Below are 21,699 nucleotides of genomic sequence, written 5' to 3'. Positions count from 1 at the left end.
CGCGAACCGACGGTATTTTCAACGATGGCCGGCCCCCGCCTGCAGACAAGACTTCGCCTTTGCTGTAATTTATAGCCTAGGCTATATTCTGGAGCCGCGGCTAAGCGCGGCGACGATCCACGGAGTTTCGATTTGGCAGACCAGCACAGCGCGGCGGCGACCCTGTCCGGCCGCTTCCCGGAGATGCATGCACCGCGCGCCGACACCGGCGCGTCGGCAGGCGTTGCCCCCGCCGGCGCCAGCCTGGGCGAGATGAACGCCAGCGTGCCGGTGCCGGGCGCCGGCGTCCACTGGTTCCGGCGCTTCCTGGCCTTCCTGGGGCCGGGCTACATGGTGTCGGTCGGCTACATGGACCCGGGCAACTGGGCCACCGACATCGCCGGCGGCTCCAGGTTCGGCTACATGCTGCTGTCGGTGATCCTGCTGTCGAACCTGATGGCGATCGTGCTGCAGGCGCTGGCCGCGCGGCTCGGCATCGCGACAGGGCTCGACCTGGCGCAGGCCTGCCGGGCGCGCTACTCACGGCCGGTCAACCTGATGCTGTGGGTGGCCTGCGAGATCGCCATCGTCGCCTGCGACCTGGCCGAGGTGATCGGCACCGCGATCGCGCTCAACCTGCTCTTCGGTATCCCGCTGGTCTGGGGCGCGGTCATCACCGCGCTCGACGTGTTCCTGGTGCTGCTGCTGATGCGGCGCGGCTTCCGCGCGCTGGAGGCCTTCGTGATCGCGCTGCTGGCGCTGATCTTCGGCTGCTTCGTGGTGCAGATGGTGCTGGCCGCGCCGCCGCTGCAGGCGGTGCTGGGCGGCTTCCTGCCCAAGGCCGAGGTGGTGACCAACCCGGCGGCCCTGTACCTGGCCATCGGCATCATCGGCGCCACGGTCATGCCGCACAACCTGTACCTGCACTCGTCCATCGTGCAGACCCGGGCCTATCCGCGCACCGACGAGGGCCGCCGCAGCGCGCTGCGCTGGGCGGTGACCGACAGCACCATCGCGCTGATGCTGGCGCTGTTCGTCAACGCGGCCATCCTGATCACCGCGGCCACCGTGTTCCATGCCTCGGGCCGCACCGACGTGGAGGAAATCGAGCAGGCCTACGAGCTGCTGTCGCCGATGCTGGGCGTGGGCATCGCCTCGACCCTGTTCGCGGTGGCGCTGCTGGCATCGGGCATCAACTCGACCGTCACCGCCACTCTGGCCGGACAGATCGTGATGGAGGGTTTTTTGCGCATCCGCCTGCCCGACTGGGCCCGCCGGCTGCTCACCCGCGGCATCGCGATCGTGCCGGTGGTGGTCATCACCAGTCTCTACGGTGCGCAGGGCACCGCCAAGCTGCTGGTGTTCAGCCAGGTGGTGCTGTCGATGCAGCTGCCGTTCGCAGTGATTCCGCTGGTGCGCTGCGTGACCGACCGCCGGCTGATGGGCAAGCTCGTCACCGGCCGGCTGCTGGCCGCGGTGGCCTGGGGCATCTCGGGCGTGATCGTGGTGCTCAACCTCAAGGTCCTGTTCGACATGGCCACCGGATAGCAGGTGCGGGAGCGTCTGCTGCGAAGCCCGATGGCGCGCTGCGGTTCTCCCGCTTCTTCCGCGCGTGTCGATCCTTCCGGGCTCCGCTGTGGGCTCCAACATTTCCGGGGTGCAGCGATGACCGTTTCCGATGCGACGCGTGCAGGGGCCATTTCCGGCCGGGTGGGGCTGGCGGCCTGGTGCCTGGCGTTGCCGGCGCTCGCCGTGGCGCAGGATGCCGGCGGCGCGGCCGATCCGCAGCTCGGCGAGATCCGGGTGCAGGCCGGAAGCCAGGGCAACGCGCTGGGCAGCTCGGACGCGGCCAGCCAGGGCAGCGCGTCGGCGGCCGACATCGCCGCGCGGCCGGCCTTGCGCACCGGCGAGATCCTGGAGTTCGTGCCCGGCCTGGTGGTGGTGCAGCACAGCGGGGGCGGCAAGGCCAACCAGTATTTCCTGCGCGGCTTCAACCTCGACCACGGCACCGAGTTCGCGACCTATGTCGACGGCATGCCGGTCAACATGCGCACCCATGCCCACGGCCAGGGCTACACCGACCTCAACTTCCTGATCCCCGAGCTGGTCGGGCGAGTCGACTACCGCAAGGGGCCGTACTACGCCGAAGAGGGCGACTTCGCCTCGGCCGGCTCGGCCCGCATGCGGCTGCCCGACACGCTGCCGCAGGGCCTGGCCGTCGTCACCGGCGGCACCCGCGGCTACGGCCGCACGCTGCTGGCCGATTCGGTCGACTGGAACCAGGGCAAGCTGCTCTACGGGCTGGAGCTGGCCACCAACCGCGGCCCGTTCGACAACTCCGACCGGATGCGCCGGTTCAACGCCCTGCTGCGCTACAGCGCCGGCAGCGAGAGCGACGGCTATAGCCTCACCGCCATGGCCTACGGCTCGCGCTGGAACGCGACCGACCAGATCCCGCAGCGCGCGGTCGACAGCGGCCTGATCGGCCGGCTGGGCGCGATCGACCCGAGCGACGGCGGCACCACCGCGCGCAGCAGCCTGTCGTACGCCCTGCGGCGCAGCAATGCCGGCGGCAGCGGCCGGTTCACGCTCGAAGCTTTCGTGGTGCGCTCGCGGCTCGACCTGTTCAGCAACCTCACCTACTTCACCGACGACCCGGTCAACGGCGACCAGTTCGTGCAGCGCGAGCGGCGCACGATGGCGGGCGTCAACCTGGCGCAGAGCTGGTCGGCCACGCTGGGCGGCCTCGACATGCAGAACCGCATCGGCCTGCAGACCCGCCTCGACCGGCTGGCGCCGGTGGGCTTCGCCACCACCGTGCAGCGCCGCGAGCTGCAGACCATTCGCGAGGACCGGGTGCGCGAAGGCAGCGCGGCGGTCTTCGCCGAGAACACCACGCAATGGACCGACAAGATCCGCTCGGTCGCCGGCCTGCGGGTGGACGCGTTCCGCTTCGCGGTCGACAGCAGCCTGCCCGCCAACAGCGGCCGGGCGCGCGACCACATCGCCTCGCCCAAGCTGGCGCTGGTCTTCGGGCCGTGGGCCGACACCGAGTATTTCGTCAGCGCCGGCCGGGGATTCCACAGCAACGATGCGCGCGGCGTGACGACGCGGATCAACCCGCGCACCGGCGGCGCGGTCGATCCTTCGGCGCCGCTGGTGGGCGCGCGCGGCATGGAGGTCGGCGTGCGCAGCGAGGCGATCCCCGGCCTGCAGACTTCGCTGGCGCTGTGGAAGCTCGACATCGGCTCCGAACTGCTCTTCAACGGCGAGGCCGGCGAGACCGAGGCCAGCCGCCCCACGAAGCGCTACGGCATCGAATGGACCAACCGCTACCAGGCGGGCCGCTGGGCGCAGATCGATGCCGACGTGGCGCTTTCCCGCACCCGCTTCGCCGATGCCGACGCGGCCGGCCCGTACGTGCCGGGCGCGATCGGCAAGGTGGTGTCGCTGGGCGTCACCGTGCCGCAGGTCAACGGCTGGTTCGGCGGCATGCATGTGCGCTACTTCGGCCCGCGGGTGCTGGTGGAGGACAACAGCGTGCGCTCCCGCAGCAGCGCCCTGACCAGTGCACGGGTCGGCTATGCGATCGACCGCAACACCCGGATCGCGCTCGACGTGTTCAACCTGTTCGACCGCAAGGTGACCGACAGCGACTACTACTACGCCACCCGGCTGCGCGGCGAATCGGTGGCGGTGAACGACGTGATCTTCCACCCCGCCGAGCCTCGCACCGTGCGCCTGAGCCTGACCCACCGGTTTTGAATGAAAAGTGCCTGCAGCCGGCGTCCTGCGCCGGCTTCCAGCTATGCATTCGATAGCAGGGGGCTCAGGGAGTGTCCGGTTTCGTACCCTTCGCCTTGCGGCAGGCGTCGCTGCAGTACAGCACCGACTCCCAGTTGCGCGCCCACTTCTTGCGCCAGGTCATCGGCAGGCCGCAGGCGGCGCAGGGCTTCTGCGGCAGGTGGGATTTGTTGCCCTTGAAGCCGGGCGCGGGTTTGGGGGGCATGGCGGCGATTCTCAGGTTCCGGCGTCGGTGCCGGCGGCGGTATCGGGGTGCCGCAGGCGGGCGGCCTGCAGCGATATCCGGGCCCGCTCGGCCGCCGGTATCCGTGCCAGCGCCTGCAGCGGATAGGCCATGCGCCGGTTGCCGGCCAGCAGCGGCTGGTGGCGGGCCAGGAAATCCCAGTACAGCACGGTGAAGGGGCAGGCGGTGTCGCCGGTGCGTTGGGCGGGATCGAAGCGGCAGCCCTTGCAGTAGCCGGCGGCCATCTTCTGGATGTAGCGGCCGCTGGCGGCGTAGGGCTTGCTGCCCATCAGGCCGCCGTCGGCGTACTGCGACATGCCCAGGGTGTTGGGCAGCTCCACCCATTCCACCGCGTCGACGTACACCGAGAGATACCAGGCATGCACCTGCCGGGGGTCGACGCCCAGCAGCATGGCGTAGAGGCCGGTGACCATCAGCCGCTGGATGTGGTGGGCGTAGCCGAGGCGCAGCGTCTGGCCGAGGGTGTCGCGCAGGCAGGCCATCGGCGTGTCGCCGGTCCAGTACCACGCGGGCAGGTCGGCGGTGGCGCCGAGCGCGTTGCGCTCGAGGTAGCCGGGCATCTGGGTCCAATAGACGCCGCGCACGTATTCGCGCCAGCCCAGGATCTGGCGGACGAAGCCCTCGGCCGCGGCCAGGGGCACACGCCCCGCGCGCCAGGCCGCCTCGGCCGCGGCGACCGCGTCGCGCGGGTCGAGCAGCTTCAGGTTCAGCGCGGCCGAGATGCGTGCGTGGTAGAGCCACGGCTCGCCGGGCCACATCGCGTCCTGGTAGCGGCCGAAGTGCGGCAGCCGGTGCTGCACGAAGTCGTCGAGCGCGGCCCGCGCATCCTGCGGCGTGACCGGCCAGTCGAAGGCGTCGGGCGATCCGGGGTGGTCGCCTAAGCGGCGCCGCACCAGCGCCAGCACCTCCTGCGTCAGCGCGTCGGGCGCAAAGCGGCGCGGCACCGGCAGGCCCTGCGGCCCGCGTGCGCCGAAGCTGCCGCGGTTGTAGTGGTCGAAGTTCCACTGTCCGCCGGCGGGTCCGCCGTCGGCCTCCATCAGCACGCCGTGGCGTTGGCGCAGTGCGCGGTAGTAGTACTCCATCCGCACCGTGGCGCGGCCGCGGGCGTGGGCCGCGAAATCCTGCACCGTCGCGTAGAAGTGCCGGTCGGGCCGCAGTTCCAGCGGCAGCCCGTGGGCCGCGGCCACGCCGCGCAGGGCCTGCAGCACCCGCCAGTCGCCCGGTGCGGTCATCACCAGCCGCGTGGGGCGCGACGCTTCCATCGTGGCGGAGAGTTCGGCGGCCAGCGTGCCGCGGTTGGCCGGGTCGTCGAGGGTGCGGTAGTGCAGCGGCCGGCCCGCGGCGCGCAGGGCTTCGGCGAAGTGGCGCATCCCGGCCAGGAACACGGCGATGCGCGGCTGGGACGACCATACGTGGGTCGATTCCTCGGCCACCTCGGCCATCCACACCGCGTCCCGGGCCGGGTCGAAGCCGTCGAACGCGGCGGCCTGCGGGTCGAGCTGGTCGCCCAGTACCAGCACCAGGTGGCGCAGCTCAGCCATGGCCGTGCGGGCCTTCCTGGCGGAACGCGCCCGGCCCCTGGCCGGTCCAGCCGCGGAAGGCACGGGCGAAGCTCTTCTCGTTCTGGAAGCCGACCGCCAGCGCCACCTGCTTGATCGGCCGCGCGGTGCGGCGCAGCAGGTCGAGCGCCATGTCGCGGCGCACCGTGTCCTTCAAGGACTGCAGCGAGGCGCCTTCCTCCCGCAGTTGGCGGTGCAGGGTGCGCGCCGAGATGTGGAGCCGCGCCGCCAGGCCCTCGGCATGGGCCAGCTGCCGGGGGGCCTGCTGCAGCAGCTCGCGCACCCGGTCGACCAGCAGCCGGTCGCGGCGGTACTGGCGCACGGTAAGCGGCAGGGCGCGCTGCAGCATCGCGCGGGTGGCGGCCTCGTCGCGCACCAGCGGCAGGGCCAGGTACTGGGCGTCGAAGGTGGTGCCGGCCGCGTCGGCGCCGAAGCGGATCGGCCCGGGAAACAGCAGCGGGTACACGTCGGCGTGCGGCGGCGCCGGGAAGGGAAACGCCGCCTCGCGCAGCGCGATGCGCGAATCGACCGCCCAGCAGGCGAAGCCGTGCAGGTAGCGCAGCAGCGTCAGCAGGCAGAACTCGCGCAGCGCGCCCAGCGGCTGGCACTCCTCGATGCGCAGCACCGCATGGTCGCGGCCCGCCTGCAGGTGCAGCCGCACGTCGTCGGTCAGCAGGGCGTGGTGGCGGCACCAGCGCTGCAGCGCCACGCCCAGCGTCGGCGCGGTGACCGAGGCCCGGCACAGCATGCCGTAGCTGCCCCAGGGCAGCCGGCGCGAGAACCAGCCCAGGGCCTCGTCGTCGAGCGCCTGCATCGCCGCGCCGCTGAGCGTCTCGAACTGCGCCGAGGTGATCCGCGCCGCCGGGTCGGCCAGCTGCTGCGGCGCGATTCGTGCCTGCCGCAGCGCGGCCGCCGGGTCCTGGCCGTAGCGGGCGTAGCCGGCGCATATCGCCTGCACGAAGGCCATCGGCGTGGCCGCGGCCGGGCCGGGCGGCAGGGTGGACGGAAGGAGGGCGGTACGGGTCATGGCTGGCACGATTTGCAACCATTGTGGCGCCAATTGCGGGCCGCACCGGCGTAGGCTGTGCGCAGGACCGCGGCAGCCCCGGCGCCGCGCTCACGATCACAAGGAGACAACCGCATGCAGCTTCCCGGCCTGAACTTCGACCTGGGCGACACCGTCGACGCGTTGCGCGACGCGGTGGCCGATTTCTCGGCGCAGGAGATCGCCCCCCGCGCCGCCGCGATCGACCGCGACAACCAGTTTCCCGCCGATCTGTGGAAGAAGCTGGGCGACCTGGGCCTGCACGGCATGACCGTGGCCGAGGAATACGGCGGCACCCGGATGGGCTACCTGGCGCACATGGTGGCGATGGAGGAGGTGTCGCGCGCATCCGCCTCGGTCGGCCTGTCGTACGGCGCGCACTCCAACCTGTGCGTCAACCAGATCCACCGCAACGGCACCGACGCGCAGAAACAGCGGTATCTGCCGAAGCTGGTGAGCGGCGAGCACGTCGGCGCGCTGGCGATGAGCGAGCCCGGCGCCGGCTCCGACGTGGTGAGCATGGCGCTCAAGGCCGAGAAGCGGGGCGACCGCTATGTGCTCAACGGCGGCAAGATGTGGATCACCAACGGCGGCGATGCCGACACGCTGGTGATCTACGGCAAGACCGAGCCGCAGATGGGCACCCGGGGCATGACCGCCTTCATCGTCGAGAAAAATTTCAAGGGTTTTTCCGCCGGCACCAAGCTCGACAAGCTGGGCATGCGCGGCAGCAACACCTACCCGCTGTTCTTCGACGACTGCGAAGTGCCCGAGGAGAACGTGCTGGGCGGCGAGGGCATGGGCGCCAAGGTGCTGATGAGCGGCCTGGACTACGAGCGCGCGGTGCTCTCCGGCGGCCCGCTCGGCATCATGGCCGCCTGCATGGACGCGGTGGTGCCCTATGTGCACGAGCGCAGGCAGTTCGGCCAGGCGATCGGCGAGTTCCAGCTGATGCAGGGCAAGCTGGCCGACCTCTACACCACCTGGCAGGCCACCCGCGCCTATGTCTACGCGGTAGGCAAGGCCTGCGACCGCGCCGACCACGCCCGCAGCTTCCGCAAGGACGCCGCCGGCGCGATCCTCTACGCCGCCGAGAAGGCCACCTGGATGGCCGGCGAGGCGGTGCAGGCGCTGGGCGGCGTCGGCTACACCAAGGATTTCCCGGTGGAGCGGCTGTGGCGCGATGCGAAGCTCTACGAGATCGGCGCCGGCACCAGCGAGATCCGCCGGATGCTGATCGGCCGAGAGCTTTTCTCCGAAACGGTGTGAATGGAGCACACCCCCAGGCTTCGCACTGCGTGTCTTCGCCCACCCCCTCGCCGGGGGCACCACCGGTGGACCGGCGAAGCCGGATCCACGGTGTTCCTGAAGCCGGCTGCCAAGCGTGTGATGCCTACGACGGAGAAACCCCGCATATGCCCCTGACCGAAAGCTACTCCCGCGGCGCCACCGACGTGCCGCTGGCCGAGCAGACCATCGGCGCGCACTTCGACGCGACGGCCGCCCGCCAGCCGGCGCGCGAGGCGCTGGTCAGCGTGCACCAGGGCCTGCGCTACACCTACGGCGAGCTGCGCGTGGCGGTCGACCGGCTGGCCAGCGCGCTGCTGCGGCAGGGGCTGGTGCCGGGCGACCGGATCGGCATCTGGTCGCACAACAACGTCGAGTGGGTGCTGCTGCAGCTGGCCACCGCCAAGGCGGGGCTGGTGCTGGTCAACATCAACCCGGCCTACCGCACCGCCGAGCTGGAGTACGCGCTCACGCTCGTCGGCTGCAAGGCGCTGGTGACGATGGCGCGCTTCAAGACCAGCGACTACCTGGCCATGCTGCAGGAGCTGGCACCCGAGCTGGCGACCGCCGCGCCCGGCGACCTGCACGCGGCGCGCCTGCCCGACCTGCGGCTCGTCGCCTGGATCGACGTGGCGGGCGAGGGCGAGGAGCAGCCCGGCATGCTGCGCTTCTCCGATCTGCACGCCCGTGGCGACGCGGCCGATCCGCAGCTGGAGGCGGTGGCCGCCGGCCTGCGCAGCACCGACCCGATCAACATCCAGTTCACCAGCGGCACCACCGGCTTCCCGAAGGGCGCCACGCTCACCCACCGCAACATCCTCAACAACGGCTTCTTCATCGGCGAGTGCATGCGGCTCACGCCCGAAGACCGGCTCTGCATCCCGGTGCCGCTCTACCACTGCTTCGGCATGGTGCTGGGCAACCTGGCCTGCTTCACCCACGGCAGCTGCATCGTCTATCCCAATGATGGCTTCGACCCGCTGACGGTGCTGCAGGCGGTGCAGGACGAGCGCTGCACCGGCCTGCACGGCGTGCCGACGATGTTCATCGCCGAGCTGGACCATCCGCGCTTCGCCGAGTTCGATCTCTCCAGCCTGCGCACCGGCATCATGGCCGGCTCGCCGTGCCCGGCCGAGGTGATGAAGCGGGTGGTGGGCGCGATGCACCTGTCGCAGATCACCATCGCCTACGGCATGACCGAGACCAGCCCGGTGAGCTGCCAGAGCAGCACCGACACGCCGCTGGACCTGCGCGTCTCCACCGTCGGCACGGTGCAGCCGCACCTGGAGGTGAAGGTGGTCGATGCCGACGGCGCCCCCGTCGCACCCGGCGCCACCGGCGAGCTGTGCACCCGCGGCTACGCGGTGATGCACGGCTACTGGGGCGACGAGGCCAGGACCCGCGAGGCGATCGACGCCGAGGGCTGGATGCACACCGGCGACCTGGCCACGATGGACGCGCAGGGCTACGTGAAGATCGTCGGCCGCAGCAAGGACATGGTGATCCGCGGCGGCGAGAACGTCTACCCGCGCGAGATCGAGGAGTTCCTCTACCGCCATCCGCAGATCCAGGACGTGCAGGTGGTCGGCGTGCCCGACGCCAAGTACGGCGAGGAGCTGTGCGCCTGGATCGTGGCCAAGCCCGGCCAGCCGCTCACCGAGGACGCGGTGCGCGACTTCTGCCGCGGGCAGATCGCGCACTACAAGGTGCCGCGCCACATCCGCTTCGTGGAGGGTTTCCCGATGACCGTCACCGGCAAGATCCAGAAGTTCAAGATCCGCGAGGCGATGGCGCAGGCGCTGGGCCGGGGCGCGGAGAAGTCGGCCTGAGCATGGCCGCCGCCCGCACCGCTCCGGTTTCAGCCGCGCTGCGACGCGCGGCGCGCGGCCACGAGCCGGCGGCGCAGCGAGATCTCGGACAGGTCCACCTCCTGCACCAGGGCGCGCAGCGAATCGTCGTTGATCCGGTGCGCCCGCCGCAGCCGGTACAGTTCGGCCCGCTCGGCCCGCAGGCCGGCCAGGCGCAGTTCCAACTCCAGCACATGGCCGCGCTTGAGGGCGGCGCGCTCGGCCTGGTCGGCCTCGGGGCCGTCGTCGGTGTCGTCGAGCGTCTCGATGCGGCGGCGGTAGCCGCGGGCCACGCGGCCGGTGGCCTCTTCGTGCAGGCCCTGCCATTCGGCGTCGTGCCGGCCGGCGCCGCTCTGGTCGTTCTTCAGCGCGGCGATGGCGGCTTCGCAGGCGGCCACCCGGGCCAGACGCTCTTCGCGGGCATGGGGCGGCTCGTCGGGTTGCGGCAGGCCGCGCAGCAGCAGCGGCAGGCCGACGCTGCCCGCCACCAGGGTGGCCAGGATCACGCCGGTCGCCAGGAAGACCAGCATGTCGCGCCCCGGAAAGGCGCTGCCGTCGGGCATCAGCAGCGGCACCGACAGGGCGCCGGCCAGGGTGATCGCGCCGCGGATGCCGGCCAGGGTGGTGGCGCCCATCAGGCGGGCGGTGGGTGCCTCCAGCAGCTGGCCGCGCCGGCGGGCATTGGCCATCGAGCGGCGCACCGCCAGCACCAGCCACACGCCGCGCAGCGCCACCAGCATCGCCGAGATGGCCAGCACGTAGCCCACCATGCGCCACCAGGCGTGCGGCCCGTGCGTCAGGCCGTCGACCATGATCGCCGGCAGCTGCAGTCCCAGGAGCAGGAAGATCGCGCCGTTGAAGGCCGATTCCACCACCGCCCAGGCGCCCTGGGCCTGCATCCGCTCGGCGATGAACTCGCTGCGCTCCAGGTCGGCGAAGTTGGTGGCGATGCCGGCCGCCACCGCGGCCAGGATGCCCGAGACGCCCAGGTTCTCGCCCAGGATGTAGGCGGCGAAGGGCAGCAGCATCAGCAGCAGCACGGTTTGCGTGGCGGCGGTGTCGCCCAGCCGCCGGGTGATGGCGTTGCGTGCCACCGCGAAGCCCCAGCCGACGCCCGTCCCCACCGCCACGCCGCCCACCGCGATGAAGACGAAGCTGCGGCCGGCCTCGCTCCAGGAGAACACGCCGGTCAGCGTGGCCGCCACGGCGAACTTCAGCGCCACCAGGCCCGAGGCATCGTTGAGCAGCGATTCGCCCTCCAGGATGTGCATCGTCTTCTCGGGCATGCCCAGGCGCCGGGTGATGGCGCTGACCGCCACCGCGTCGGTGGGCGAGAGCACCGCGGCCAGCGCGAAGGCCACCGTCAGCGGCACGCCCGGCACCATCCAGTGCACGAAGTAGCCCAGGCCGATCACGGTGAACAGCACCAGGCCCAGCGCCAGCGTGAGGATCGGCCGGCGCAGCGCGAAGAACTCGCGCTTGGGTATCCGCCAGCCGTCGGCGAACAGCAGCGGCGGGATGAACAGCAACAGGAACAGCTCCGGGTCGAAGCGCACGTGCAGCCCCGCATCGGGCCACGAGAGCGCCGCGCCGAGCGCGATCTGCAGCAGCGGCAGCGGAATGGCCGCCAGGTAGCGCGCCGCCAGGCCCGACACGGCGCCCAGCATCAGCAGCAAGAGAACGATTTCGACGGTATGCATCTGCGGCCCATTCTCGGCGCACGCCCTGGTGCTCCCCGTTTCCAACCGAATCCCGAAAGGCTCCCATGTCGATTCTGAGTTCCAGGCTCAACGCCCGCTCTGCCGAGTTCCAGGCCAACGCCGCCGCGATGCGCGCACTGGTCGACGACCTGCATGCCCAGGTGGCCCGCGTGGCCCAGGGCGGCGGCGAGGCGGCCCGCGCCAAGCACACCGCCCGCGGCAAGCTGCTGCCGCGCGACCGGGTCGAGATGCTGCTGGACCCGGGCACGCCGTTCCTGGAGATCGCGCCGCTGGCGGCCCACGGCATGTACGACGGCGCGGCGCCGGGCGCCGGCATCATCGCGGGCATCGGCCGCATCGCGGGCACCGAGTGCGTGGTGGTCTGCAACGACGCGACGGTCAAGGGCGGCACCTACTTCCCGCTGACGGTGAAGAAGCACCTGCGGGCGCAGGAGATCGCCGAGCAGAACCGGCTGCCCTGCGTCTACCTGGTCGACAGCGGCGGCGCCAACCTGCCCAACCAGGACGAGGTGTTTCCCGACCGCGACCACTTCGGCCGCATCTTCTACAACCAGGCCCAGATGAGCGCCCAGGGCATCGGCCAGATCGCGGTGGTGATGGGCAGCTGCACCGCCGGCGGCGCCTACGTGCCGGCCATGAGCGACGAATCGATCATCGTCAAGAACCAGGGCACCATTTTCCTGGGCGGCCCGCCGCTGGTGAAGGCCGCCACCGGCGAGGTGGTCACCGCCGAAGACCTGGGCGGTGGCGACGTGCACACCCGGCTCTCGGGCGTGGTGGACCATCTGGCCGAGAACGACCTGCACGCGCTGGCCCTGGCCCGCGCCGCGGTCGAGAATCTGCGGCGAAAAGTGCCGGAGGCCGGCTCCGGAGGCCGACCTGCTGCTCCTCTTTTGGGAGCGGAGGAGCTGTACGGCGTGATCCCGGCCGACACCCGCAAGCCCTTCGACGTGCGCGAGATCATCGCCCGCATCGTCGACGGCAGCGCGTTCCACGAGTTCAAGGCCCGCTTCGGCGCCACCCTGGTCTGCGGCTTCGCCGAGATCGAGGGCATGCCCGTCGGCATCGTCGCCAACAACGGCATCCTGTTCTCGGAATCGGCGCAGAAGGGCGCGCATTTCATCGAGTTGTGCTGCCAGCGCAAGATACCGCTGGTCTTCCTGCAGAACATCACCGGCTTCATGGTCGGCCGCAAGTACGAGAACGAGGGCATCGCCCGCCACGGCGCCAAGATGGTGACCGCGGTGGCGACGGCCAACGTGCCCAAGTTCACCATCATCATCGGCGGCAGCTTCGGCGCCGGCAACTACGGCATGTGCGGCCGCGCCTTCGGCCCGCGCTTTCTCTGGATGTGGCCCAACGCCCGCATCAGCGTGATGGGCGGCGAGCAGGCGGCCAGCGTGCTGGCGACCGTCAAGCGCGACGGCATCGAGGCCAAGGGCGGCCAGTGGAGCGCCGAGGAAGAGGATGCATTCAAGGCGCCGCTGCGCCGGCAGTACGAAGAGCAGGGCCACCCCTACTACGCCACCGCGCGGCTCTGGGACGACGGGATCATCGACCCGGCCGATACCCGGCGGGTGCTGGCGCTGGGGCTGGCGGCGGCGCGGCATGCGCCGATTCCGGAGCCAAAATTCGGCATCTTCCGCATGTAGGGGCTGCCATGGACCGTCGTTTTCCCGTGTCGTTGTTCTTGTCGGCCGTGTCGCTGGCACTGGCCGCCGGTGCCCATGCGCGGGTGCACGAGGAAGCATTCGATCTTCCGGTGCAGGTGACCCACAGCTCTGGCAAACGCTTTTCCCAGCCGATCCGCGTCACCGTCTGGACCGACGATGCCAACCCGAAGCCCTCGCCGGTGCTGGTGCTCAACCACGGGCGCGCGCCCGATGCCGAAGGGCGGCAGAAGCTCGGCCGTGCACGGTACGGAGATGCCGCCCGGTTCTTTCTGCGACATGGATTCATCGTCGCGGTACCCACGCGCATCGGCTACGGGGTGAGCGGCGGCGAGGACCTGGAGAACAGCGGCCCCTGCCAGCGCAAGTCCTACGCCCCCGGTTTCGCGGCGGCGGCCGACCAGGTGGCGGCCACGCTGGAGGCGATCCGCCAGAGGCCGGACGCCGCCCAGGACCGCGCGGTGATCGCCGGCCAATCGTTCGGCGGCGCCACCACGCTCGCGGCGGCAGGCCGCAACCTGCCCGGCGTGGTGGCGGCGATCGACTTCGCCGGCGGCGCAGGCGGCAACCCGAAGCTCCAGCCGGGCCGCCCGTGTTCGCCGCACCTGCTGGAGAGCACGCTGGGCAGCTACGGCAAGACGGCGCGGGTGCCGGTGCTGTGGCTCTACGCGCAGAACGACCAGTACTTCGGCCCCACCCATCCGCGTGAATGGTTCGACGCTTTCAGGGCCGCCGGGGGCACCGGCGAGTTCATCGAGTTCCCGCCGCAGGGCGAGGACGGCCACCAGACCTTCGCACGCTTCCCGCAGACCTGGCATCCGCCGGTCGCCGCGTTCCTGGAGCGGCAAGGCTTTCCCGCACTGCGACCCGATCCCGTGGCACCGGAGACGGTCCCGGCAGCGGGCGCGCCGCCGCTCCCGGCGCACGTGCCCACCACCCGAGACGAGGCATCCCATGACTAGCCTGACCATCGCCGCATCGGCGGGCGTCGCCCGCATCACCCTGGTCCGCCCCGAAGTGCGCAACGCCTTCGACGACGCCCTGATCGCCGAGCTCGACGCCGCGTTCCGCGCGCTCGGTGCCCGCCACGACGTCCGCGCCATCGTCCTCGCCGGGGAAGGCCCCGCCTTCTGCGCCGGCGCCGACCTGCACTGGATGCGCCGGATGGCCGGCTACAACCGCGCCGAGAACATCGCCGATGCGGGCAAGCTGGCCGCGATGCTGCGCACCATCGCCGAATGCCCCAAGCCCACCGTCGCCCGGGTGCAGGGCGACGTGTACGCCGGCGGCATGGGGCTGGTCGCGGCCTGCGACATGGCGGTGAGCGTCGACACCGCCTGGTTCTGCCTGAGCGAGGTCAAGATCGGACTGGTGCCCGCCACCATCAGCCCCTACGTGCTGCGCGCGATGGGCGCCCGGGCCGCGCAGCGCTACTTCCTGACCGCCGAGCGCTTCACCGCGGCCGAGGCGCACCGCATCGGCTTCGTGCACGAGGTGGTCGGAGCCGACGCGCTCGACGCCACGGTCGATGGGCTGCTCAAGGCGCTCACCGGTGCGAGCCCGGCGGCTGTGGGCGCCTGCAAGGAGCTGATCGCCGACGTGAACGGCCGCCCGATCGACGATGCCTTGGTCGCCCGCACGGTGGAGGGCATCGCCGACATCCGCGCGAGCGACGAAGGCCGCGAGGGTGTGCAGGCCTTCCTGCAGAAGCGCAAACCGTCCTGGCTGGCGTCGTGACCCTCCCCCAGTCTTCGCGCACTGCGTGTAGCTTCGCCAAGCCCCTCGCCGGGGGCCATCCCGGCGGTCCGGCAAAGCCGGCCCCGCGGGACGACGCGTGGCCGATGCCCATCGCCATGCGCGCCCCCGCTGCAGAGGATATTTGGTATGCATAGTCTCGATATGCCCCAGCTGCTGGCCCTGGCCGCCGCCCTCGGCTGGGCCAGCGGCGTGCGGCTGTACCTGGTGGTGCTGCTGACCGGCGTCGCGGGCTATTTTGGCTGGGTGCCGCTGCCGGGCGGCCTGCAGCTGCTCGCGCATCCGGCGGTGCTGGCGGCCAGCGGCTTCATGGTGTTCGTCGAGTTCTTCGCCGACAAGATCCCGGGCCTGGATTCGCTGTGGGACGTGGTGCACACCGCCATCCGCATTCCCGCCGGTGCGGCCCTGGCGGCCGGCGTGTTCGGTGCCGACCACGGGGTGATGGCGGTGGTGGCGGCGCTGGTGGGCGGCGGATTCGCGGCCACGGCGCATGCGGCCAAGGCCACCACCCGCGCGGCGATCAACACCTCGCCCGAGCCGTTCTCCAACGTCGGCGCATCGCTGGTCGAAGACACCGCCGTGCCGGCCGGGCTGTGGCTGGCAGTGGCGCATCCGCTGGTGTTCCTGGTGCTGCTGGTCGCGGTGCTGGCGCTCAGCGTCTGGCTGATCCGCAAGAGCTGGCGGTTCCTGCGGGCGCTGTTCGGCCGGGTGGCCCGCATCTTCAGCGGCCGGCCCGATCCGGGCACCGCGCCCGCGTTTTCCATCCACAAGAATTCCTCCGGAGACGACCCCCATGTTTAAGAAAATCCTGATCGCGAACCGTGGTGACCAGCCGCAAAGCGGCGCAGCGGCGCAGCCACATCGCATGGCACGCGCAGCGTGCGCAGGCGATTTCGCCCCGGAGGCCACCCATGTTTAAAAAGATCCTGATCGCCAACCGTGGAGAGATCGCCTGCCGGGTGGCGGCCACCGCGCGCCGCATGGGCATCCGGACGGTCGCCGTCTATTCCGACGCCGACGCGCATGCCAAGCATGTGCAGGTCTGCGACGAAGCGGTGCACGTCGGCGGCAGCGCGCCGAAGGACAGCTACCTGCAGTGGCAGCGCATCCTGGACGCGGCGAAGGCGACCGGCGCCGAGGCGGTGCACCCCGGCTACGGTTTCCTGAGCGAGAACGACGACTTCGCCCAGGCCTGCGCCGACGCGGGGCTGGTCTTCATCGGCCCGCCGCCGTCTGCCATCCGCGCGATGGGCCTGAAGGCCGAGTCGAAGCAGCTCATGGAAAAGGCCGGCGTGCCCCTGGTGCCCGGCTACCACGGTGCCGACCAGGACCCGGCGCTGCTGCAGCGCGAGGCCGACCGCATCGGCTATCCGGTGCTGATCAAGGCCAGCGCGGGCGGCGGCGGCAAGGGCATGCGGGCGGTCGAGCGGTCGGAAGACTTCGCCGCCGCGCTGGCATCGTGCCGGCGCGAGGCGACCAGCAGCTTCGGCGATGACGCGGTGCTGGTCGAGAAGTACGTCCAGCGCCCGCGGCACATCGAGATCCAGGTCTTCGGCGACACGCAGGGCGAGGTGGTCTACCTCTTCGAGCGCGACTGTTCGGTGCAGCGCCGCCACCAGAAGGTGCTGGAGGAAGCGCCCGCGCCCGGCATGACCGAGGCGATGCGCCGGCAGATGGGCGCGGCGGCGGTGGCGGCGGCCAGGGCGGTGGGCTACGTGGGCGCCGGCACGGTCGAGTTCATCGTCGAGCAGCGCGACGGTGCCGCCGCCGGGCCGCCCCAAGGCGGTGCAGCCCCCTCGGGGGGCAGCGACGACACGCCAGTGCGGAGCGTGGGGGCCCAGCAACCCGATATGAACTTCTTCTTCATGGAGATGAACACGCGCCTGCAGGTGGAGCATCCGGTGACCGAGGCGATCACCGGGCTGGACCTGGTGGAGTGGCAACTGCGCGTCGCCGCCGGCGAGCCGCTGCCGCTGCGCCAGGACCAACTGCGCATCGCCGGCCATGCGATCGAGGCGCGCATCTGCGCCGAAAACCCCGACAACCAGTTCCTACCGACCACCGGCACCCTGCAGGTCTACCGCAAGCCGCAGGCGACCGCCTTCGAGCGCGGCACGGTGCGCGTGGACGACGGGGTGCGCGAGGGCGATGCGATCTCGCCGTTCTACGACTCGATGGTCGCCAAGCTGATCGTGCACGGCGCCACCCGCGAAGAGGCGCTGGCCCGGCTCGACGCGGCGCTGGCGCAGACCCACATCGTCGGATTGCAGACCAACGTGCAGTTCCTGCGCCGCGTGGTCGCCTGCCCGTCGTTCGCCGAGGCGCGGCTCGACACCGCGCTGATCGAGCGCGAGCGGGCGGTGCTGTTCGACCAAGAGCCGGTCGGCCTGCCGCTGGCGGCGGCGGCAGTGGTCGCGCAGGGCCTGCAGGACGAGGCCGGCGCCGAAGCCGCCGCCGACCCGTTCGGCCGGCGCGACGGCTGGCGCTCCCACGGGCCGATGGCGCGCCGCTTCGATTTCGAGTTCCGGGGCGAGGCGGTGCAGGCCCGGCTGCTGCGGGACCGCGAAGGCGCGCTGCAGCTGGCGGTGCCCGCCGACGCCCCACCGCGATCGCTCGGCTGGACGGCGGTGGGCGACGGCGCCATCGACCTGCAGCTGGGCGACCGGCGCGAACGACTGAACATCTACTTGAAAGGGCCCGCGGCCCATGTGTTCGGCCGGCTGGGTGCTACGCAAATAATAGCAATCGACCCGCTGGCCCACGCGGCCGACGCCCAGTCCGAAGGCGGCCGCCTGACGGCGCCGATGCCGGGCAAGGTGGTGTCGTTCGCCGTCCGGGCCGGCGACGCGGTGACGCGCGGCCAGGCGCTGGCGGTGATGGAGGCGATGAAGATGGAGCACACCATCGCCGCGCCGGCCGACGGGGTGGTGGAAGAGCTGCTCTACGCCCCGGGCGACCAGGTGACCGAAGGCGCGGAGCTGCTGCGGATCGGCCAGCCGGCCTGAGGAGGTCCGGCAACCGGGTGTGCAGCCGATGGTGCACCGCTGGTCCCGCCGCACGCCCGGGCCTGCGCGGCGGCCGGCGCCGCAAACTGCGTCGCGCAGGTGGATGCGGCCAGGGCATGGCCGGTGGCAGACTCTGCCGCATGAACATCACCTTTTGCTGCACCGGCACCAAGGCCGGCCCCTGGATCGACGGCCTGCGGGCCGCGCTGCCCGATGCCACCGTCACCGAATGGGCGCCCGGCGCCCCGGCGGCCGATTACGCGGTGGTCTGGGCGCCGCCCCAGGCCTTCCTCGACGAACAGACCGCCCTGCGCGGCATCTTCAACATCGGCGCGGGCGTCGATGCGCTGATGGCCCTGCGGCTGCCGGCGGGCGTACCGGTGGTGCGGCTCGACGACAGCGGCATGGCGGTGCAGATGGCCGAATTCGTCACCCATGCGGTGGTGCGGCACTTCCGCGAGTTCGACGGCTACGAAGCCGATACCGCGGCCGGCCGCTGGTCGTACCGCAAGCCGCGCAGCCGGGCCGAACATCCGGTCGGGGTGATGGGCCTGGGCGTGCTGGGCCAGCGGGTGGCGAAGGCGCTGAGCGGCTTCGAGTTTCCGGTGCGCGGCTGGAGCCGGTCGCCCAAGACGGTCGAGGGCGTGGAATGCTTCGCGGGCGAGGGGCAGTTCGACGACTTCCTGGCCGGCACCCGCATCCTGGTCTGCCTGCTGCCGCTGACGCCCGACACGCAGGACGTGATGCGGCGCGAGACCCTGTCGAAGCTGCTGCCGGGCGGCTACGTGGTCAACGTGGCGCGGGGCGGGCACCTGGTCGAGGAGGACCTGCTCGCCCTGATCGAAGAGGGCCACCTGGCCGGCGCGGCGCTCGACGTGTTCCGCACCGAGCCGCTGCCGGCCGGGCACCCGTTCTGGACCCATCCGAAGGTCATGGTCACGCCCCATACCTCGGCCCGCACCCTGCGGGACGAGAGCATCGCCCAGATCGCCGGCAAGATCCTGGCGCTGCAGGCGGGGCGGCCGATCGCGGGCGTGGTGGAGCCGGGCCGCGGCTACTGAGGATGCAAAGCAGAAAGCCGCGCGGGCGCGCGGCTTTTTTCGAGGGGAAGGGCAGGGCACCGGGCCCTGCGCGCGACCCGATCAGTCGCGCGACGCGCGCTTGCGGTTGATCCAGAGCGCCGCCAGCGTCAGCACCGCACCCGACATCAGGTACGCGGTGAGATAGCCCAGGCCGAAGTTGGCCGACAGGCCCAGCGCGACCAGCGGTGCGAAGGCCGCACCCACGAGCCAGGCCAGGTCGGCCGTCAGGGCCGCGCCGGTGTAGCGGTAGATCGACGAGAAGTTGGCGGTCACGGTGCCGGCGGCCTGGCCGTAGGACAGGCCCAGCAGCACGAAACCGACCAGGATGAAGACGTCCTGCGCCACTTCGGAGCCGCCCATCAGCGCCGGGGCGAACAGGCTGAAGACGCCGATCAGCACCGCCAGCGTGCCCAGCGTGTTGCGCCGGCCGAAGCGGTCGGCGATCACGCCCGATGCGATGGTGCTGAGAATCGCCAGGAAACCGCCGACCACCTGCACCGCCAGCACGTCGTTCACCGACTGGGTGGTGCCCAGCACGATCCAGGACAGCGGAAACACGGTGATCAGGTGGAACAGCGCGTAGCTGGCCAGCGCGGTGAAGGCGCCGACGAAGATGTTGTAGCCCTGGGTGCGGACCATCTCCCGCACGCTGGTCGGCTCCAGCTCGCGCTCTTCGAGCAACTGGGTGTACTCGTGCGTCACCACCAGGCGCAGCCGGGCGAAGAGCGCCACCACGTTGATCGCGAAAGCCACGTAGAACGGATAGCGCCAGCCGAACTCCAGGAAGTCCTTGAGCGACAGGTTGCTGTGCAGGAACAGGAACAGCGCGCTGGCGATGATGAAGCCGATCGGCGCGCCCAGCTGGCCCAGCATGGCGTACCAGCCGCGGCGGTTCTCCGGCGCGTTCAGTGCCAGCAGCGAGGGCAGGCCGTCCCACGAGCCGCCGAGGGCGATGCCCTGCATGAAGCGGAAGATGGAGAGCAGCACGATCGAGGTCACGCCCAGGCTGGCGTAGCCGGGCAGGAAGGCGATGCCGGCGGTGGAGATGCCCAGGAGGAACAGGGCGATCGTCAGCTTGGTGCTGCGGCCCCAGCGGCGCTGGATGCCCATGAACAGTGTGGTGCCGATCGGACGCGCGATGAAGGCAAACGAAAAGACCACGAAGGCCCAGAGGGTTCCCTCCAGCCGCTCCTCGAACGGGAAGAAGATCGCCGGAAAGACCAGCACCGAGGCGATGCCGTAGACGAAGAAGTCGAAATATTCCGATGCGCGGCCGATGACCACGCCGATGGCGATTTCCCCGGGGGCGACCTTGGAATGGTCCGCCGTGATCTGGCGGACATCGTTCTCCGCGCCGGGCGATGAGGTTTCGGGATGCTGCGAACTGATGCTGGCCATCATGCGTACTCTTGATTCTGGTGTAGTGTCATGCAAACGCCCGCAGGGTCTCATTGCCTGACCAAAGCCGCCATAGGACAAAACGTCCAATGCCCCACCGAGAGGGATGAGCGTAGATTCTGCACATCTTAGAACCCCTGACGATTCCGCCCGGCATGCCCTCCCTCCAAACACTCCGCCGCCTGCTCCTGGTCGCGCCTGCCGTGCTGCTGGCGGGCTGCAACGCCGTGCTGCTCAGCCCTTCGGGCGACGTGGCGCTGCAACAGCGCGACCTGATCATCGTCTCCACCGTGCTGATGTTGATCATCATCGTCCCGGTGATCGCCCTCATCTTCATCTTCGCGTGGAAGTACCGCAAGGCGAACACCGAGGCGCGCTACGAGCCGGACTGGGACCACTCCACTCTGCTCGAGCTGCTGATCTGGGCCGCACCGCTGCTGATCATCATCGCGCTGGGCGCGGTCACCTGGATCAGCACCCACACGCTCGACCCGTACCGTCCGCTCGACCGGCTGCAGGCCGGCCGCAGCGTGCCCGAAGGCACCAAGCCGCTGGTGGTGGAGGTGGTGGCGCTCGACTGGAAGTGGCTCTTCATCTACCCCGAGCAGGGCATCGCCACGGTGAACGAGCTGGCCGCGCCGGTCGACCGGCCGATCCACTTCAAGATCACCGCGTCGTCGGTCATGAACTCGTTCTTCATCCCGGCGCTGGCCGGCCAGATCTACGCGATGCCCAGCATGCAGACCCAGCTGCACGCGGTGATCAACAAGCCGGGCGAATACGAAGGCATGTCGGCCAACTACAGCGGCGCGGGCTTCTCCGGCATGCGCTTCAAGTTCCACGGCTACGCCCCGGCCGACTTCGACCGCTGGGTGCAGACCGCCAAGTCCGAAGGCAAGCAGCTCGACCGCGACGGCTACCTGCTGCTGGAGAAGCCCAGCGAGCGCGAGCCGGTGCGGCGCTACGCCACCGTCGACGCGGGCCTGTACGACGCGGTGCTCAACCGCTGCGTCGAGGCCAACCGCATGTGCATGAAGGACATGATGGCGATCGACGCCAGCGGCGGCATCGGCGGCGTGGCCGGCACCCACAACCGGGCCTCGATCGACGCCGCGACCCGCGAGCGCCTGGGCCTGGACAAGTCCAAGGTCTACGTGGGCGCGCTGTGCACCCCGACCGACCCGACCGGCATCCTGCCCGCACCGACCAGCCAGCCCCTCTGACCGGCAACCTTTCCTGATCCTTTCGGCGGAGGCAGCCGCCCCACCCGGGCGCCCACCACCGCTTCATCCTTGGCAATTGG

At 70.8% G+C, this 21,699-nt stretch carries 16 protein-coding genes; 11 read left to right on the top strand and 5 right to left on the bottom strand.

All coding sequences use genetic code 11. The annotated features are described in order from the left end of the window. Nucleotides 1-252: 252 nt before the first annotated feature. Both ASE76_RS04815 and ASE76_RS04810 read left to right on the top strand, forming a co-directional pair. A complete protein-coding gene (locus ASE76_RS04815; RefSeq protein ID WP_201781835.1) occupies nt 253-1,527 on the top strand; it encodes an Nramp family divalent metal transporter in 1,275 nt (424 codons plus the stop codon). Nucleotides 1,528-1,644: 117 nt separating this feature from the next. Beyond that, nucleotides 1,645-3,744: a TonB-dependent receptor gene (locus tag ASE76_RS04810; RefSeq protein WP_082447952.1), complete on the top strand. Its 2,100-nt coding sequence runs from the start codon at nt 1,645-1,647 to the stop codon at nt 3,742-3,744. A 64-nt stretch (nt 3,745-3,808) separates the two neighbouring features. Here the strand turns inward: ASE76_RS04810 and ASE76_RS04805 are convergent, their stop codons facing one another. The 3 genes from ASE76_RS04805 to ASE76_RS04795 are packed head-to-tail and all read right to left on the bottom strand — an operon-like array spanning nt 3,809 to nt 6,613. Beyond that, complete coding sequence (locus tag ASE76_RS04805; RefSeq protein WP_055835320.1) at nt 3,809-3,988, bottom strand: DUF2256 domain-containing protein; 180 nt, start codon at nt 3,986-3,988, stop codon at nt 3,809-3,811. A gap of 11 nt (nt 3,989-3,999) precedes the next feature. Further along, nucleotides 4,000-5,568 (bottom strand): cryptochrome/photolyase family protein, encoded by a 1,569-nt coding sequence (locus tag ASE76_RS04800; RefSeq protein ID WP_055835317.1) that lies wholly within the window; start codon nt 5,566-5,568, stop codon nt 4,000-4,002. Continuing rightward, on the bottom strand, nt 5,561-6,613 hold the full coding sequence (locus ASE76_RS04795) for an AraC family transcriptional regulator (RefSeq protein WP_055835315.1): 1,053 nt from the start codon (nt 6,611-6,613) through the stop codon (nt 5,561-5,563). Before ASE76_RS04795 ends, ASE76_RS04800 begins: the two co-directional genes overlap by 8 nt. A 114-nt stretch (nt 6,614-6,727) precedes the next feature. Between ASE76_RS04795 and ASE76_RS04790 the strand changes: the two genes are divergently transcribed. Both ASE76_RS04790 and ASE76_RS04785 read left to right on the top strand, forming a co-directional pair. Then, nucleotides 6,728-7,900: an isovaleryl-CoA dehydrogenase gene (locus ASE76_RS04790; protein WP_055835312.1), complete on the top strand. Its 1,173-nt coding sequence runs from the start codon at nt 6,728-6,730 to the stop codon at nt 7,898-7,900. A gap of 146 nt (nt 7,901-8,046) precedes the next feature. After that, nucleotides 8,047-9,747 carry an AMP-binding protein gene (locus ASE76_RS04785; protein WP_055835309.1) on the top strand — a complete coding sequence of 567 codons (1,701 nt, stop codon included), beginning with the start codon at nt 8,047-8,049 and terminating at the stop codon, nt 9,745-9,747. A gap of 29 nt (nt 9,748-9,776) precedes the next feature. On the opposite strand, the gene ASE76_RS04780 is transcribed toward ASE76_RS04785, so the two are convergent. Next, entirely contained in the window at nt 9,777-11,465 is a 1,689-nt protein-coding gene (locus tag ASE76_RS04780) for a Na+/H+ antiporter (protein ID WP_055835306.1), read from the bottom strand. A 65-nt stretch (nt 11,466-11,530) separates the two neighbouring features. Between ASE76_RS04780 and ASE76_RS04775 the strand changes: the two genes are divergently transcribed. From ASE76_RS04775 to ASE76_RS04750, 6 genes are all read left to right on the top strand, one after another. Next, nucleotides 11,531-13,138, top strand: a complete 1,608-nt coding sequence (locus ASE76_RS04775) for a carboxyl transferase domain-containing protein (protein WP_055835303.1) — start codon at nt 11,531-11,533, stop codon at nt 13,136-13,138. A 26-nt stretch (nt 13,139-13,164) separates the two neighbouring features. Continuing rightward, nucleotides 13,165-14,118: a S9 family peptidase gene (locus ASE76_RS04770; RefSeq protein ID WP_201781823.1), complete on the top strand. Its 954-nt coding sequence runs from the start codon at nt 13,165-13,167 to the stop codon at nt 14,116-14,118. After that, a complete protein-coding gene (locus ASE76_RS04765; RefSeq protein WP_055835300.1) occupies nt 14,111-14,893 on the top strand; it encodes an enoyl-CoA hydratase/isomerase family protein in 783 nt (260 codons plus the stop codon). The genes ASE76_RS04770 and ASE76_RS04765 overlap by 8 nt, the downstream gene beginning before the upstream one ends. A gap of 147 nt (nt 14,894-15,040) precedes the next feature. Beyond that, entirely contained in the window at nt 15,041-15,712 is a 672-nt protein-coding gene (locus tag ASE76_RS04760; RefSeq protein WP_055835297.1) for a DUF4126 domain-containing protein, read from the top strand. 110 nt (nt 15,713-15,822) lie between these two features. After that, nucleotides 15,823-17,916, top strand: a complete 2,094-nt coding sequence (locus ASE76_RS04755) for an acetyl/propionyl/methylcrotonyl-CoA carboxylase subunit alpha (RefSeq protein WP_055835293.1) — start codon at nt 15,823-15,825, stop codon at nt 17,914-17,916. Nucleotides 17,917-18,056: 140 nt separating this feature from the next. Beyond that, the gene (locus ASE76_RS04750) at nt 18,057-18,977 is read left to right on the top strand and encodes a glyoxylate/hydroxypyruvate reductase A (protein ID WP_055835291.1); all 921 of its coding nucleotides are present in this window, start codon (nt 18,057-18,059) and stop codon (nt 18,975-18,977) included. 81 nt (nt 18,978-19,058) lie between these two features. Here the strand turns inward: ASE76_RS04750 and ASE76_RS04745 are convergent, their stop codons facing one another. Further along, nucleotides 19,059-20,399, bottom strand: coding sequence for an MFS transporter (locus ASE76_RS04745; RefSeq protein WP_369793367.1), 1,341 nt, complete (start codon nt 20,397-20,399; stop codon nt 19,059-19,061). Between the two features lie 152 nt (nt 20,400-20,551). Here ASE76_RS04745 and cyoA point away from each other — a divergent pair, with 152 nt between their 5' ends. Next, nucleotides 20,552-21,619 (top strand): ubiquinol oxidase subunit II, encoded by a 1,068-nt coding sequence (cyoA, locus tag ASE76_RS04740; RefSeq protein ID WP_055835287.1) that lies wholly within the window; start codon nt 20,552-20,554, stop codon nt 21,617-21,619. Nucleotides 21,620-21,699 lie beyond the last annotated feature (80 nt).

Origin of the sequence: Xylophilus sp. Leaf220 (assembly GCF_001421705.1) — a bacterium.
Classification (GTDB): Bacteria; Pseudomonadota; Gammaproteobacteria; order Burkholderiales; family Burkholderiaceae_C; genus Xylophilus.
Note: the sequence above shows the minus strand (reverse complement) of the source record. Positions and strands in the feature narration are given on the sequence as shown.

Excerpts from the sequence above, each read along its gene's own strand:
- ASE76_RS04805 (WP_055835320.1), bottom strand. The coding sequence starts at position 3,988 with ATGCCCCCCAAACCCGCGCCCGGCTTCAAGGGCAACAAATCCCACCTG.
- ASE76_RS04765 (WP_055835300.1), top strand. The coding sequence starts at position 14,111 with ATGACTAGCCTGACCATCGCCGCATCGGCGGGCGTCGCCCGCATCACC.
- ASE76_RS04785 (WP_055835309.1), top strand. The coding sequence starts at position 8,047 with ATGCCCCTGACCGAAAGCTACTCCCGCGGCGCCACCGACGTGCCGCTG.
- ASE76_RS04755 (WP_055835293.1), top strand. The coding sequence starts at position 15,823 with ATGTTTAAAAAGATCCTGATCGCCAACCGTGGAGAGATCGCCTGCCGG.
- ASE76_RS04745 (WP_369793367.1), bottom strand. The coding sequence starts at position 20,399 with ATGATGGCCAGCATCAGTTCGCAGCATCCCGAAACCTCATCGCCCGGC.
- ASE76_RS04790 (WP_055835312.1), top strand. The coding sequence starts at position 6,728 with ATGCAGCTTCCCGGCCTGAACTTCGACCTGGGCGACACCGTCGACGCG.
- ASE76_RS04795 (WP_055835315.1), bottom strand. The coding sequence starts at position 6,613 with ATGACCCGTACCGCCCTCCTTCCGTCCACCCTGCCGCCCGGCCCGGCC.
- ASE76_RS04750 (WP_055835291.1), top strand. The coding sequence starts at position 18,057 with ATGAACATCACCTTTTGCTGCACCGGCACCAAGGCCGGCCCCTGGATC.
- ASE76_RS04815 (WP_201781835.1), top strand. The coding sequence starts at position 253 with ATGAACGCCAGCGTGCCGGTGCCGGGCGCCGGCGTCCACTGGTTCCGG.
- ASE76_RS04810 (WP_082447952.1), top strand. The coding sequence starts at position 1,645 with ATGACCGTTTCCGATGCGACGCGTGCAGGGGCCATTTCCGGCCGGGTG.
- ASE76_RS04760 (WP_055835297.1), top strand. The coding sequence starts at position 15,041 with ATGCATAGTCTCGATATGCCCCAGCTGCTGGCCCTGGCCGCCGCCCTC.
- cyoA (WP_055835287.1), top strand. The coding sequence starts at position 20,552 with ATGCCCTCCCTCCAAACACTCCGCCGCCTGCTCCTGGTCGCGCCTGCC.
- ASE76_RS04800 (WP_055835317.1), bottom strand. The coding sequence starts at position 5,568 with ATGGCTGAGCTGCGCCACCTGGTGCTGGTACTGGGCGACCAGCTCGAC.
- ASE76_RS04775 (WP_055835303.1), top strand. The coding sequence starts at position 11,531 with ATGTCGATTCTGAGTTCCAGGCTCAACGCCCGCTCTGCCGAGTTCCAG.
- ASE76_RS04780 (WP_055835306.1), bottom strand. The coding sequence starts at position 11,465 with ATGCATACCGTCGAAATCGTTCTCTTGCTGCTGATGCTGGGCGCCGTG.